Origin of the sequence: Hydrogenobaculum sp. 3684 (genome assembly GCF_000213785.1) — a bacterium.
GTDB lineage: Bacteria > Aquificota > Aquificia > Aquificales > Aquificaceae > Hydrogenobaculum.
Window position 1 is genome coordinate 881,448 of record NC_015557.1, and the last position, 13,942, is coordinate 895,389.

General features: G+C 35.1%; 12 protein-coding genes and 1 pseudogene. 4 read left to right on the forward strand and 9 right to left on the reverse strand.

Features of this window, described 5'->3' with window-relative positions:
* Positions 1-17: 17 nt before the first annotated feature.
* Positions 18-1,544, forward strand: coding sequence for an ATP-binding protein (locus HYD3684_RS04760; protein ID WP_015419547.1), 1,527 nt, complete (start codon positions 18-20; stop codon positions 1,542-1,544).
* Between the two features lie 134 nt (positions 1,545-1,678).
* On the opposite strand, the gene HYD3684_RS04765 is transcribed toward HYD3684_RS04760, so the two are convergent.
* The gene (locus tag HYD3684_RS04765; RefSeq protein ID WP_015419548.1) at positions 1,679-2,287 is read right to left on the reverse strand and encodes a C40 family peptidase; all 609 of its coding nucleotides are present in this window, start codon (positions 2,285-2,287) and stop codon (positions 1,679-1,681) included.
* Between the two features lie 337 nt (positions 2,288-2,624).
* Between HYD3684_RS04765 and HYD3684_RS04770 the strand changes: the two genes are divergently transcribed.
* The 3 genes and pseudogenes from HYD3684_RS04770 to HYD3684_RS04780 all read left to right on the forward strand — a co-directional run bounded on the left by HYD3684_RS04770 (position 2,625) and on the right by HYD3684_RS04780 (position 5,968).
* Entirely contained in the window at positions 2,625-3,992 is a 1,368-nt protein-coding gene (locus tag HYD3684_RS04770) for a hypothetical protein (RefSeq protein WP_015419549.1), read from the forward strand.
* Between the two features lie 50 nt (positions 3,993-4,042).
* The gene (locus HYD3684_RS04775) at positions 4,043-4,402 is read left to right on the forward strand and encodes a hypothetical protein (RefSeq protein ID WP_015419550.1); all 360 of its coding nucleotides are present in this window, start codon (positions 4,043-4,045) and stop codon (positions 4,400-4,402) included.
* 33 nt (positions 4,403-4,435) lie between these two features.
* Positions 4,436-5,968, forward strand: a pseudogene (locus HYD3684_RS04780) (AAA family ATPase).
* 3 nt (positions 5,969-5,971) lie between these two features.
* Here the strand turns inward: HYD3684_RS04780 and radA are convergent.
* Genes radA through ndk form a run of 8 tightly spaced genes read right to left on the reverse strand, consistent with a single transcriptional unit; the run spans position 5,972 to position 13,909 of the window.
* The gene (radA, locus tag HYD3684_RS04785) at positions 5,972-7,312 is read right to left on the reverse strand and encodes a DNA repair protein RadA (protein ID WP_015419551.1); all 1,341 of its coding nucleotides are present in this window, start codon (positions 7,310-7,312) and stop codon (positions 5,972-5,974) included.
* Positions 7,312-8,046 carry a YdcF family protein gene (locus HYD3684_RS04790; protein ID WP_015419552.1) on the reverse strand — a complete coding sequence of 245 codons (735 nt, stop codon included), beginning with the start codon at positions 8,044-8,046 and terminating at the stop codon, positions 7,312-7,314. Before HYD3684_RS04790 ends, radA begins: the two co-directional genes overlap by 1 nt.
* The gene (locus HYD3684_RS04795) at positions 8,043-8,465 is read right to left on the reverse strand and encodes a biopolymer transporter ExbD (protein ID WP_015419553.1); all 423 of its coding nucleotides are present in this window, start codon (positions 8,463-8,465) and stop codon (positions 8,043-8,045) included. The genes HYD3684_RS04790 and HYD3684_RS04795 overlap by 4 nt, the downstream gene beginning before the upstream one ends.
* A gap of 2 nt (positions 8,466-8,467) precedes the next feature.
* Positions 8,468-9,088, reverse strand: coding sequence for a MotA/TolQ/ExbB proton channel family protein (locus HYD3684_RS04800; protein ID WP_015419554.1), 621 nt, complete (start codon positions 9,086-9,088; stop codon positions 8,468-8,470).
* A gap of 1 nt (position 9,089) precedes the next feature.
* The gene (locus tag HYD3684_RS04805; RefSeq protein WP_015419555.1) at positions 9,090-11,762 is read right to left on the reverse strand and encodes a tetratricopeptide repeat protein; all 2,673 of its coding nucleotides are present in this window, start codon (positions 11,760-11,762) and stop codon (positions 9,090-9,092) included.
* A complete protein-coding gene (locus tag HYD3684_RS04810) occupies positions 11,737-12,375 on the reverse strand; it encodes a histidine phosphatase family protein (RefSeq protein WP_015419556.1) in 639 nt (212 codons plus the stop codon). Before HYD3684_RS04810 ends, HYD3684_RS04805 begins: the two co-directional genes overlap by 26 nt.
* Positions 12,363-13,487 carry an alanine--glyoxylate aminotransferase family protein gene (locus HYD3684_RS04815; protein WP_015419557.1) on the reverse strand — a complete coding sequence of 375 codons (1,125 nt, stop codon included), beginning with the start codon at positions 13,485-13,487 and terminating at the stop codon, positions 12,363-12,365. Before HYD3684_RS04815 ends, HYD3684_RS04810 begins: the two co-directional genes overlap by 13 nt.
* A complete protein-coding gene (gene ndk / locus HYD3684_RS04820; protein WP_015419558.1) occupies positions 13,484-13,909 on the reverse strand; it encodes a nucleoside-diphosphate kinase in 426 nt (141 codons plus the stop codon). Before ndk ends, HYD3684_RS04815 begins: the two co-directional genes overlap by 4 nt.
* Positions 13,910-13,942: the final 33 nt, after the last annotated feature.

The window sequence follows — 13,942 nt, forward strand, 5'->3', positions numbered from 1 at the left end:
AATGTTATAATCATATTATGAAATATTTACCAATAGGCATACAAACATTTAGAGATATTATAGAAGGTGGTTTTTACTATGTAGATAAAACACATTTTATACCAAAGCTAACGAGTAAATATTATTTTCTATCACGTCCCAGAAGGTTTGGTAAATCTCTTTTTCTTGATACACTAAAAGAAGCATTTTCTGGCAACAAAGAACTATTTAAAGGGCTATATCTGTACGATAATTGGGATTGGGAGAAAAAGTATCCTATTATAAAGCTTGATTTAAGCCAAGCTTATCCTGATACAGAGGAAAATCTTATAAAATCATTAGACTCTTTCCTAAAAGCTGTAGCAAAAGAGCATCAAATAACATTAGAAGAAGAGATATTGGGACTAAGATTTAAAGAGCTCATCCAAAAACTATACGAAAAATACAATCAAAAAGTAGTGGTACTTATAGATGAATACGATAAACCTATACTTGATGTAATAGAAGATATAGAAAAAGCAAGAAGAAATAGAGATATACTAAAAAAGTTTTTTGAGATACTAAAGCCCTCCGATCCTTATCTAAAGCTTGCCTTTCTAACAGGTGTATCGAGGTTCTCAAAAGTATCAATCTTTAGCGGTTTAAACCAGCTAAACGATATAACCATAGACCCAAGCTTTGCCACTGTTTGCGGATATACCCAATCTGAGCTTGAAAGTGTGTTTGAAGACAGATTAAAGGATTTTGATAAAGAAAAGATAAAAGTCTGGTACAACGGCTACGCTTGGCTTGGAGAGAGTGTTTACAATCCTTTTGATATATTGCTTTTGTTTGATAAGAAAATGTTTAAACCTTACTGGTTTGAGACAGGGACACCTACATTTCTTATTAAGATGTTTATGAAAAATAGATACTACATCCCAGAGCTTGAAAACCTTGAAGTAGGAGATGAGATTTTGTCAAACCTTGATGTGGATAATATAAGGGTAGAAAATCTTTTGTTTCAAGCTGGTTATCTTACCATAAAAGAGTTTATGGAAGAAGACGGGGTGTATATACTGTCCTATCCAAACTTAGAAGTAAGAAAAAGCTTAAACAACGCTCTTCTTTTTTATTTAGATTTCGATGCTAGTAAGATAACAAAAACAGAGTTTAATATAAGACAAATTCTTAAAGAGAAAAATATAGACAAACTAAAAGATGCTATATACACATTCTTTGCCAGCATCCCACATGATTGGTATAGAAAAAACGATATAGACTCATACGAAGGTTTTTATGCATCTATCGTATATGCACTTTTCAACGGAGCAGGGCTAAATGTGATAGCAGAAGACAATACAAATAAAGGTCAGATAGATCTAAGTGTCTTTAACCAAGACAGCGTTTATATAATAGAGTTTAAGGTGGTAGAAGACAAAGAAGAGGGTTTAGCTCTAAAACAGATAAAAGAAAGAAGATATTATGAGAAGTACATGGGTAAGTACAAAGAGATCTATCTAATAGGGATAGAATTTAGCAAAGAGAAGAAGAATATAGTTAGTTTTGAATGGGAGAGGGTATAATTTTTATCTCCATATCAAGGGTAGAGTTTGCTTATTAAAAAAGCCAAAAACAAGAAAAAAGAGATTAAATAATCTTTGCTTAAAACCCCTGCGTTTTGGACTTTTAACATAAATCAAGCTTTAAAAAAACTAAATTATGGCAATATCCTCTTAGCAAACAAAAAATGTCTCGTCAGATAAGGGTCGTTGGCAACATCGTCCACTATCACCCTGCCGTATACAGAAGAGGCTTCTATCATCTTGCCGTTTCCTATATATATACCTACATGAGACGGATAGGGAGCGTATGTGGAGAAAAACAGCAAATCTCCAGGTTTTAGATGATGTCTTACGAGTTTTCCAAGCCTTGCTTGTTCCCTGGCAGTGCGTGGTAAGTTTATACCAAGCTGTCTAAATACATCTTGAGTAAAAGCCGAACAGTCAATACCATACCTTGAATTACCACCAAATCTATAAGGTATACCAAGATATTGAAAAGCCACTTCTTTTAATCTCTCTATAAAGTTTCTATTTATATCTTTATAAGAATAAGACTTTCCGTAGGTTTTGTAAGTGTAAGAAGCGGGGCGAAATCCCCTGTTGGCGTAATCTATGTTTTGTCTTATGTAATCGCCTATAATATCGTCGTTTCTTACTCTATAAGTGGCGTTGCTGTATTCATTTATTATGCGCTTTATAGGATCTCCCAAACTTATACTTACACCAAAAGCCAATATACCAAAAGCAAAAAGCACCTTTTTCATAAAACCTCCTCTAAAATTTAGGGTATTGGGGTCCAAAAACCCCTATACCTTGGTCCCTTAACTCGTAAACGTTATTAAATAAGTTTACCACATAAAGGTTTATTTGTGTATGTCCAAAAGCTTTTAAAAACAAATCCTTGGTTATCCCCTACATTGGTCTGGAAGTAAGAAGCCCAAGACCCCATATATGTTATCGGCGCAAAGGGTTAGGTCTTTATCTGCAATATATTGATATACATCATATAAAAATATAGATTTTTAGATTAAAAACACTTGACAAAAGGACGATAATGTGATTAAATTATTTTTAAGAAACCTTTAAAAGGAGGACAAAGCTATGAAAAAGAAACTTCTCTTGGCGATGGCAGTCTTAGGAGCTGCTGCTTGGCAAGGAGCCAATGCTATAGTTTTAAAGGCCAACGACAACGAATTTGCAAACGTAGGTCTTGAGCTTCAAATCTGGGCTCAAAACAATGGAAAAGTAACCGACAACGACCAAACTTCCAACAACTTTTCCGTCAACAACGCAAGGGTATACTTCTCAGGTCAAATCAACCCAATAGTCCAATTTGGCGCAGATTTGGATTTCGCAGACCACGACTACAGCGGTTTACCAGCTGATGGCACAGCAAGAGCTCACGAAGGCACAAGCTACACAAGAGTGTCAGATGCATTCATCAACTTCAAATTTATGCCAGAAGTTCAACTCATGGCAGGTCTATTTAGAGACCCAGTGTCAAGACTCTCCAACACAGATGAGTATACCTATGTAATACCCACTGGTTTTGGTTATGGGTTTGATACGGTGTGGAGTTACATCACTGGTGATAAGAGTGGTCTATTGGGCGGTAACAATGGCACTAACTACGCTCTTGACAACCTCCTAAACCCATTCACACCTATTACGCTTGGTGATGATGTTCAAAATGCCAACAGAGATGCCGGTATAGCTTTATGGGGTAATGTGGCAGATACAATGCTCAAATACTATCTATTTGCTGCCAACGGCGCTTACGACTATCAAGCTGGCGCGAACGCAGAAGGCAATCTAAAGTATGGTGCAAGAGTAGAGTTTACACCTACAATGCTTGGATACAAAAACTCATCTGGTTTTGTAGATCAAGATACATTCTTGGGCGCTCTCAACAACCTAACAATAGGCCTTGGCTATGAACAACAAAAGTTAGATTGTAGCACTACCGCTAGTGCTTTGGACCAAGATCTGTGCGGATCTAACACCTCTCTTACACCGGAATACTACGATGTAGATGCCAACTGGGAACAAAAGTTTGGTGATTTTGTACCACAAATCCAACTTGGCTGGGCAGAAAAGAGAGATTTAATGGCCGGAGTTGGTGACAACGTAAAATCTGATGGCTATTATGCCCAACTTGCAGTTCTTTACGATCAAGTGGTAGGTCTTGGAAAACCAGGTATAGCCTTTAGATGGGAACAATCTAAGGTAGATAATTATCCTTATCCTATCGGTAGCAAAAACCCCATTGATGTTACAGACGCCAAAATCGACAGATACAGCATATTTGTAAACTACTACATAGCTGGCGAAGCTGCTAAGTTGTCTCTTGGTGCTGATATCGTAGATCCAAACAGCAACTTAGAAGATGTTAATCTTAATCCTAATGGTAATTCTAACTATCTCAAAGACTTCGCAGACTTTACACTCGCTCTTCAAACAGAGTTCTAATATAGCTAATATAGCTTTCATACCCCGCTTAGGCGGGGTTTTATAAATATATGAATAAGTTTGAAAATATCTTGCAAAATCAAGTTTGCACTGTAGAAGAAGCTATATCAAAGTATAAGGCTTTTAGAAAATCAAAAATTATTATCACCACAGAGTTTATCAAAAATCTTTATTATTACGCTGATTTATTTTACAAAATACTTACATCTACAAAATATCTAAATATATCAAACGAAGAACCTATAAAAGACTTGGCAAAAGCCCTTTGTTATATAAGCTCTCCTCGCAAAAGATTTCCTATCTTAGGTTATATAGAAGATTATAGACTTGTAAAATATGTATTTAGAAAGCATAGAGATTTTATAGATTCTTATTTAGAAACCAACAAGCTTCTTTTAAACGCATTTTAATCTTATAATAATCAAAATGTTATAATCAAAAGTATGAAGCTTTTACCAATAGGTATACAAACATTTAGAGATATAATAGAAGGTGGTTTTTCTATGTAGATAAAACACCCTTTATACCAAAGCTAACAAGCAAATATTACTTTCTATCCCGCCCCAGAAGGTTTGGAAAATCTCTTTTTCTTGATACATTAAAAGAAGCTTTCTCTGGAAACAAGGAGCTTTTTAAAGGACTTTATTTATACGATAATTGGAATTGGGAGAAAAGATATCCGGTGATAACTATAAACTTTACATCTGGGGTGATGAGCTCATCTCAATTACTCAAAAAAAATATACATCATATATTAGAAACCAACGCAAAGCGTTATGAATTTAAATTTAGAAGAAAAAGAAGTTATAAACATCAAATTTGAAGAACTGATTACAAAAATATATCAAAAACACAACATGCCTGTGGTAGTGCTTGTTGATGAATACGATAAACCAATATTGGATGCGATAGAAAATATAGAAGTAGCAAGAGAAAATAGAGAAATATTGAAAGATTTTTATTCGGTGTTAAAGGGTATGGATCCTTATCTAAAGCTTGTATTTCTTACAGGTGTATCAAGGTTTTCTAAGGTATCAATCTTTAGTGGATTAAACCAGCTTCAGGATATTACTTTAAATGAAGAGTTTTCAACAGTATGCGGTTATACCCAATCTGAGCTTGAAAGTGTATTTGAAGATAGATTAAAGGATTTTGATAAAGATAAGATAAAAGTCTGGTACAACGGCTATAGTTGGCTTGGAGAAAGAGTTTACAATCCTTTTGATATATTACTTCTTTTTTCAGAAAAAAGGTTTAGAGCCTTTTGGTTTGAGACAGGAACACCTACATTCCTTATTAAGATGTTTATGAAAAATAGATACTACATACCAGAGCTTGAAAACTTGGAAGTAGGAGATGAGATTCTATCAAATCTTGATGTTGATAATATAAGGGTAGAAAATCTTTTGTTTCAAGCTGGTTATCTTACAATAAAAGAGTTTTTAGAAGAAGATGGGGTGTATATACTATCTTATCCAAACTTAGAAGTAAGAAAAAGCTTAAACAACGCCCTTCTTATATATTTAGATTTCGATGCTAGCAAGATAACCAAAACAGAGCTTAATATAAAACAAATTCTTAAAGAGAAAAATATAGACAAACTAAAAGATGCTATATACACATTCTTTGCAAGCATACCCCATGATTGGTATAGGAAAAACGATATAGACTCATACGAGGGTTTTTATGCATCCATCGTATATGCTCTTTTTAACGGAGCAGGGCTAAATGTGATAGCAGAAGACAACACAAACAAAGGCCAGATAGATTTAAGCGTCTTTAACCAGGACAGCGTTTATATACTAGAGTTTAAGGTGGTAGAAGACAAAGAGGAAGGCGTTGCTTTAAAACAGATAAAAGAAAAAAGATATTATGAGAAGTACATAGACAAATATAATGATATATACCTAATAGGTATAGAGTTTAGTAAAAAGGATAAGAACATAGTGGGTTTTGAGTGGGAAAAGTATAATTAAGCATCAAATAGCTATATCAATAGCTTCCATTATATGGCTTACACCAAAAAGTTCAAGATCTGTCTTAGGTAAATCTTTTATTGAGCTTTTAGGCAAAACAACCTTTTTTATACCAAAGCGCTCTAGCTCTTTTAGTCTTGCTTCCACATGATGCACAGCTCTTATCTCACCACCTAAGCCGAGTTCTCCAAAGATAGCTGTATCTTTTGATATAGGTTTTTCTTTTTTTGAAGAAGCTATAGCTATAGCGATAGCCAAATCACAGGCTGGTTCTTGTATCTCAATGCCACTAACTACATTTACATAAACATCTGAATCTCTTGTAAAAATCCTCGCTTCTTTTTCAAGCACACCAAGAATTATGGCAAGTCTATTTACATCAAAACCTTGAGTTTTACGCTGAGGGGTGGTGTATAGAGCTTTTAGGACAAGAGCTTGAATCTCTACAAGTATTGGCTTTGTGCCTTCGGTATGGGGAAATATTACAGAACCTATGGCGTTTTCTTTTCTTTCACTCAAGAAAAACAAAGAAGGCTCTAACACTTCTGTAAGCCCTCTATCTTCCATCTTAAAGACAGCCATTTCACCTGTAGCTCCATATCTATTTTTTAAAATCATTAAAACTCTGTAAAGGTTAAAGCGCTCTCCTTCAAATTGACATACGGTATCCACTATGTGCTCCAATACCTTTGGTCCAGCTATAGCACCTTCTTTATTTATATGCCCCACTATAAAACAGGGTATAGCGCTACTTTTACAAAATTCCACAAGTTTAAAAGTAGATTCCCTCACTTGAGCCACAGATCCCGGCGAAGACTCCAAAGCGTTGGTATACATTGTTTGTATAGAGTCTATTATGAGAGCTTTGGCGTTGTATTCTTTTGCACAAGATATTATATGCTCTATATTTGTAGAATTTAATATATATAGATTTGATGAGTTTATATCCATTCTGCTCGCTCTTATAGATATTTGAGAGGAAGACTCTTCCCCAGAAGCGTATATCACAACATGTTCTCTTGACATAAAATCTGCTATTTTTAATAAAAGCGTAGATTTTCCAATACCAGGCTCACCGCTTAAAAGTATCACCTGCCCTTTTACAATCCCACCGCCTAAAGCCATATCAAGGGTTTTATAGCCAGTGGAAGTCCTAAAAAGTTGTTCTTTTTCTATATCCACAAGTTTTGTAGGCTTTTCAAAAGATTTAACTATATTTTCTGATATGGTGAGCTTTTCTTCTACAACAGAATTCCATTCACCACAAGCACTACACCTACCAACCCATTTTATATAAGTTTGACCGCAGTTTTGACATACGTAAGTGGTTTTTTCCTTCGCCATCAGATTACCTTTAAAATTATAAAATAGTATAATATACCAAGATATTCTCTAATGGCTTTCGTAGAGTTTTCCAAATCTGACATATTTGGCAAAAAGCTCCTTATGTTGTATCTTAGGTCCTCTTTGTAATCTACAGGATAAGGTATTACGTTTTTAAAAAATCTATCAAAAAGCATCTTTGCTCTTGGCATATGATAGGCAGATGTTACAAGTATTATACTGTCGCAATCTGGTGTTATGTAGCGAGTACATACCTTATAGCTTTGGGCTGCGTTTTGCATAGTATCTTTGCTTTTAACATCTTCATATATATTTCCTATATCTATAGCGTTTATAAGCTTTACTATAGGTGTATTTTTAGGAAGGTATTTTATATCAATACCAGAGAGTATGAGAGGAATTTTTGTCTTATAAGACAGATAAACACCTGCCAAAAGCCTTTTAACAGTTTCACCAGATAAGTTGCCGTTTTTGTAATACCCACCACCAAGTACAACTATCGCGTTGGCGTTTAAAAAGCCTTTTGGTTGACTGTAGGTATGCTCCAAAGGCGTTATAAGAGCATCTTTTACAGGGGTTATAGAAAGAAGATAAAGAAGTATACTCATACCAAATGAGAGTATTTTTATTTTCTTATTTCTAACAAAAAAGCTTACAAAGAAAAACGTTATTATAAAAATACCGGGAGGTATTAGAATGGAAGTTAAAATTTTTTTAAAAAGGAAAAATATCATCTTTTCATACGAGTAGCTATGAGGATGTTTTTAATGCCGTTTTGCTTGGCTACATCCATAAGAGCTACTACGTACTTTTCTAAAGTGTTTTCATCGGCTTCTATGATGAGGTCGTTTATAGGTTGGTTGTTTACTTTAGTGTTTTGAATGGCGTTTTGAATATCTGTAAGAGTTACATATTGGCCGTTGAGTATATATTGACCGTTTGGCAATATTTCAACCCTCATAGTTTGTACAACGGTTTTTTTACCTGTTTGAGCCTGAGGAAGTTTTACCGCTAAAAATACCATTGGAGATTGAAAAGCAAGGATTGCCAAGAATAAAAACACAGCCAAAAGAGTATCCACCAGAGGAACTACATCTACATACGTCCTCTCTTCTATAGACATGCCTATCTTTGCTTTTTTTCTTAAATTCATTTTTATCCCTCCGATATGGCGTCTATTATCTCTTTTACTTCTGTTTCTATTTTAGATACTATACGATTTTCTACGGCTTTGTAAACCCAGTAAAAAAATAAAGCTGGTATAGCCACCGCAAGCCCTGTAGCCGCTGCTGTAAGAGCTTCGCTTATACCGTTTGCCAAAAGATACATAGCAGATTGGGTTTCAGAAGTAGAGAATGCCGCAAAAACCTTTATAAGACCTGTTATGGTACCAAATAATCCTAAAAGCGGAGATACCGAAGCTACTGTAGAAAGTAAAACCAAATTTTTATCTGCATCCGATATTACATAAGAAAAAGCATCTTCTGCAATTCTATTTAACTGATAGGAGTCTCTTCTTCCTTTTAGATAGGCTTTTAAAAGCGATAAAAAAGCCTTTGAAGCGTTTGTGTCTTGAGTTTCAAGCATTTTAACAGCAGCATCTATATTTCTACCAAGTATAAGAGCTTTTATCTGAGCGTATCCTTTTGGCAAAAATCTGCTTAGTCTAAGAGAGAAAGCCCTTTCTAATATAATAGCCCAAGATATAATAGAAAGTACCAAAAGAGGATATATTACTATACCACCCCTTTGAATTATTATCATAATATCATCCATCTTAACCTCCAATGTTTAAAAGATTTTTGTTTTTACAAGCCGGTAAACGGCGTTTAAGGCTTTTTACATAATACAGCTCTTGATTGGACAGAGAATTCATGTTTAGCTTATCCAAAAGACAAGAAGCATCTTCGTAAGCGTGCATACTTATCAAAATCTTTGAGGCTTTTAATATAGAATCCTTATACATATCCTGCTCGTTTGGAGTAAGTATGACAACGCTAACATATTCTTTTAAAGCCTTATTTTTATCACCCTGAGAAAGATAATAGTTTCCTAACTCATAGAAAGCCTTAGCCCTTATGGAAGGATCTTGCGAATTTGATGCAAACTTAAGAAGGCTTGGATCTTTGAAGGTATTAAAAGCCTCTAAAGCCAAAGCCCTCACTTTATCATCTTGGTATTGGGATATAAGTCTATTTAGTATATCCTTTGCTTTGTTTAACATATGGTTTGATATGTATATCTCGTAAGCGTGTATCAAGTCTTTTTCATCACCGGTAGAATATATAGCGGCAGCTTTGTTTATATGCCCTTCTTTTAAATATAAATCTGCCAAGAGTTCCTTTGCCTTTTCTTTAGTTTCTCCTTGAGCGTTGTCTATTACGTTTATAAGAAGCTCCTCTTTTTTGTGAGGATCTAGTTCTAACATAGCCATTTTTAGCATAGCCCTGTAGCGAGGACCACCAACTATAGTGGATAAGAGGTTGTAAGCTTCTTCTTTTTTACCTTGCTTTATATAAATGTTTGCAAGCTGATACTTTAGATCTTCAGAAAGGGGGTTATTTTTATATCTTTCTATAAACTGCTTTATGGCCACTTCCAAATTCTTAGAAGGATTTTTAATGCGAGAAGATATAATATCGTAAGAAGCTTCCATAGCCTCTTTTGAGTTTGGATAGTTTTCCACTACCTTTTGATAATAGTAAATGGCTTTGTTGATATCGCCTAAATTGTAGTAAGCATCGCCAAGCTTAAGAAGCGCCCTCGCTCCAAAGCGTTCGGAAGAAACTATTTCTTTAAAATATCTTATAGCATCTTGATAATCATCTTGTATAAAGTAAGAAAGCCCATAAAGATATTTGGCTTCAGCAGTGGTTGGTTTTAACACTTCCCTTGCTTTAGCGGGTTCATCTATAGATAAGTAAGCTTTGGCAAGAAGTATCCTTTCGTCATAGGTAGATGGGTTTTCTAAAAGCCTTATGACGTCTTTATAATCTCCCATGTTAAAATAGACTATAGCCCTATAGTATCTGCTTGTGAAGTAAGTTAAAGCTTTTTGATAGTCTCCAAGCTTGAAATAATACCATCCTTCATAGTAGTTGTGAAGCTCAGTATAGCGTTTGAAACCTTCGCTTCTTAAAAGATTTCTAAGGGCTATGAGATGTTTAGTATAATAATAGCTCTCTGCAAGCCATTTGTAATAAAACTCATCGTGGTTTGGCATCATTTGTAAAATATTTATAGCATCTTTATAGTCTTTGGCTTTTACACAAGCATAAACTGCATCCTTATAGTCTTTTATCTTTAGGAATAAAAGCTTTGCATAGTTGTAATCACCGTTGTTGTAAGCTTGGACCGCCGCTAACTTTGTAAGGATACTGTATTTGTTGTTTGATAGGATAGAAGCAACGGCTGCGCCTTTAGGACTTTCTTCGCCTATAAGAGCATATAGGTTTAAAGCCAAATCAGAACCAGGGTAAAGATTTTCTATCATTACAGCTTTTTCTAAGGCTTTTTCGTATTTTTTATTTTTCAAATCTATCAAAGCAAGGTAATAAAGGGCTTTATACCTTAGGCTGTAAGGAAGAGAGTAGTTTGTGTATATGGTCTCAAAAATTTGCTTTGCTATGTCGTATTTTTTAGAAAAGTAGTTTATAATACCAGACCTAAAAAATAGGCTATTTTGATAATAACCAGGTATTATGATACCTTGGATAAAATCGTTTATATAAGAGCAGTAATTTTTAAAAACAAACTCACTACAATCTACAGTGGAGTACCTACCACCATTTTTTATAGCAAACACAGTTTCCCAAAGCTTTTTATGATAAGTGGGGGAATTTATAAAAACTGGTTTTTGATTGAGCTTCAAACTAAGAGCATAATAACCTTCACAGGCACTTTGCTGATACATAGAAGTGTATTTACAAGAGTTATAAAACATATCCCTTGCAGAAAGCTCGTTGTTTTCTTTTAGCCTTGTCATACCCATTACGTAGTATCCCATTGGAAGGTAAGGTGAATAAGTATATTTTAAAAGCCTTTGAAAATTTCTCTCAACACCTTTATAATCACCGCTTAGATAATCAGATACCATGCTTGAGTAATCTGCTACATCATCCGGCTCGCCACAGCTTATAAAAGAGGAGTTTTTTAGCTTTTGGACTGGAGTAAGTTCCATATAAGCAGGGGCTTGGAGCACCTCACCACTTAAATCAAGCTCTTTAAAAGAAGGGGCTCTTAGCTTAGCTGGTGGTTCTAAGGGTGGTTTGTCTATGTTAAATTGGCTTATCACCTGGACGTTTAAATTTAATTGATGGGGAATTCCTGTTTTATTGGAAGATGCTTGTTCTTGTTTTAGCTCTTTTATATTTATCTTTGTGGGGTCCGTAGCAAAAGACGCTACTATAAAAAATATAAATAAGCTAAATAGCCCTATGCGCTTCAGCATATAATTCTCCTAAATGACAGCTTATATTTAGCTTTTGAATTATATCTTGCTCTCCCAAACTCAAAATAGAATAAGAGGCGTTATCGCATCCAAAAGCCCAAAAGTGAGACAAATCAATACCAAGCACAGCACAGTAAAACACCCTCATAGGTACCGAGTGAGAAACTGCTATTATAGTTTTATCCTTGTATGTGGCTTTTATGAAAGATATAAAATCTACCGTTCTATCAAAAACCTCTTTTAAAGATTCCCCTTTTGGAAATCTTATCTTATGAGGAGCCTTCATCCAAGTTTCAAAATCTTCTTTGTATTTTTTTTCTATATCATCCACAAGCTCACCAGCCCATTCTCCGTGGTCTATCTCAATGAGCCTTTGATCTAAGATAATATCTTTACCGATGGCATCCCCTATGGCTTGGGCGGTTTTTCTTGTTCTAGTAAGAGGAGATGAATATATAGCCTCTACATGTGGAAACTCTTTTTTTATATGGATGGCCAAAGCCTTTGCCTGAAGCTCACCTCTTTGTGAGAGATCTGGATCTAAAATCCCTTGATACCTTCCTATGGGATTCCACTGACTTTCGGCGTGTCTTACAAGAATCAATCTACACATAAAGCTTTTACTGTATTTATATACTCTTCCAGCACATCTTTAGAGGTATTTGTAACAATAGAGGCGGCTTGTATTACAGAGAAAGTGGATATAGCATCTATTTGGCCCATATGGGATACTCTAAAAATCTTACCCTTTAACTTATCTTGCCCCCCTGCTGTTCTTATTCCAAGTTTTAAAAGCTCTTTTCTAAAGGCTTCCGCATCCGTATTGGGTGTTTCTATGGCACTTACAGATATAGAAGGATTTTTGCTAAAAGCCTTAAAACCCATCTTTTCAAAGGCTTTTATTGTGGCTTTTGATATGGCTGTGGTTTTCTTTTCTATGTTTTTTATCCCTTCATTTAAGATCATTTCCAACGATTTTTTTAAACCAAGCATGATAGGTATAGCTGGTGTATAAGCGGTTTGACCTTCTATTTGCTTTTTTAGTTCCTTTGAGATGTTAAAATAATATCCTTTAGGACTCAACCTTTTACTGGCTTTTTCGGAAAACCAAAGCATAGAAAGACCTGGTGGAAGCATAAAAGATTTTTGGGAACCACCTACTATTATATCTATACCATCTTCTTCTGGTTTTATATCGTAGGTGCCAAGAGCTGTTATAGCATCAGCCACCAAAAGAGTATCTGAATCTTTCAAAAGATTACCTATAAATTTAGGATCATGGTATGTGGCTGTGGAGGTTTCTGATATTTGGATAAAAACTCCTTTTACATTTTCTTTTTCAATAGCGTTTTTAAGTGCATCTTTATCGTAAGTCTCCCCCCATTCTACCTTAAAATCTACCACGTCAAGCCCATAGGTTTTACAAAGCTCTAGCCATCTTTCAGCAAATTTACCACCATTTAAAACAAGTACTTTATCCCCTTGATTGAAGAAGTTTATAACTGCAGCTTCCATCGCTCCAGTACCAGAGCTTGCAAAAAATACAAAATTCTCGCTTTCGCTCGAAATAAGCTTTTTAAAAAGGGTTCTTGTATCTATAAGCGCTTGTTTAAACTCTGGGGTTCTATGGTGTATTATCTGGGCTCCCAAAATAGCCCTTATTTCCTCTGGTATCTCTACAGGACCTGGTGTGAAAAGCTTTTCGTTGGATTTATAGCAATTCATGAGTATATCTCTAAAGATGAAAATATATATGGTATCTCGTAAAAGGCTGATTCTTTGGAATCAGAGGCATGTATAGCGTTTTTTCCTTTATCTGTACCAAAAAGGGCTCTTATGGAATTTGGAGCTACCTTTCTTGCTTCTTCGCTATCGGTGGGTCCTATTAGCTCTCTTACTTTTGATATGGCGTTTTCACCTTCCAAAACCATCGCCACCACAGGACCAGAGCACATAAACTCTACAAGCTCAGCAAAAAACCCTCTTTCTCTATGTACATAGTAAAAGCCTTCTGCTTTTTCTTTGGTAAATTTAAACATTTTGAGTGCTAAAAGCCTAAGACCATTTTTAGAAAGTATGTCAATAATGGCTCCAGTGGCCCCTTTCTCAAAAGCATCTGGTTTTACTATCACAAGCGTCCTTTCCATACAATTTACCTCTTTTAAAGCTTTTAATAAATT

Excerpts from the sequence above, each read along its gene's own strand:
- HYD3684_RS04760 (WP_015419547.1), top strand. The coding sequence starts at position 18 with ATGAAATATTTACCAATAGGCATACAAACATTTAGAGATATTATAGAA.
- HYD3684_RS04765 (WP_015419548.1), bottom strand. The coding sequence starts at position 2,287 with ATGAAAAAGGTGCTTTTTGCTTTTGGTATATTGGCTTTTGGTGTAAGT.
- HYD3684_RS04770 (WP_015419549.1), top strand. The coding sequence starts at position 2,625 with ATGAAAAAGAAACTTCTCTTGGCGATGGCAGTCTTAGGAGCTGCTGCT.
- HYD3684_RS04775 (WP_015419550.1), top strand. The coding sequence starts at position 4,043 with ATGAATAAGTTTGAAAATATCTTGCAAAATCAAGTTTGCACTGTAGAA.
- radA (WP_015419551.1), bottom strand. The coding sequence starts at position 7,312 with ATGGCGAAGGAAAAAACCACTTACGTATGTCAAAACTGCGGTCAAACT.
- HYD3684_RS04790 (WP_015419552.1), bottom strand. The coding sequence starts at position 8,046 with ATGATATTTTTCCTTTTTAAAAAAATTTTAACTTCCATTCTAATACCT.
- HYD3684_RS04795 (WP_015419553.1), bottom strand. The coding sequence starts at position 8,465 with ATGAATTTAAGAAAAAAAGCAAAGATAGGCATGTCTATAGAAGAGAGG.
- HYD3684_RS04800 (WP_015419554.1), bottom strand. The coding sequence starts at position 9,088 with ATGGATGATATTATGATAATAATTCAAAGGGGTGGTATAGTAATATAT.
- HYD3684_RS04805 (WP_015419555.1), bottom strand. The coding sequence starts at position 11,762 with ATGCTGAAGCGCATAGGGCTATTTAGCTTATTTATATTTTTTATAGTA.
- HYD3684_RS04810 (WP_015419556.1), bottom strand. The coding sequence starts at position 12,375 with ATGTGTAGATTGATTCTTGTAAGACACGCCGAAAGTCAGTGGAATCCC.
- HYD3684_RS04815 (WP_015419557.1), bottom strand. The coding sequence starts at position 13,487 with ATGAATTGCTATAAATCCAACGAAAAGCTTTTCACACCAGGTCCTGTA.
- ndk (WP_015419558.1), bottom strand. The coding sequence starts at position 13,909 with ATGGAAAGGACGCTTGTGATAGTAAAACCAGATGCTTTTGAGAAAGGG.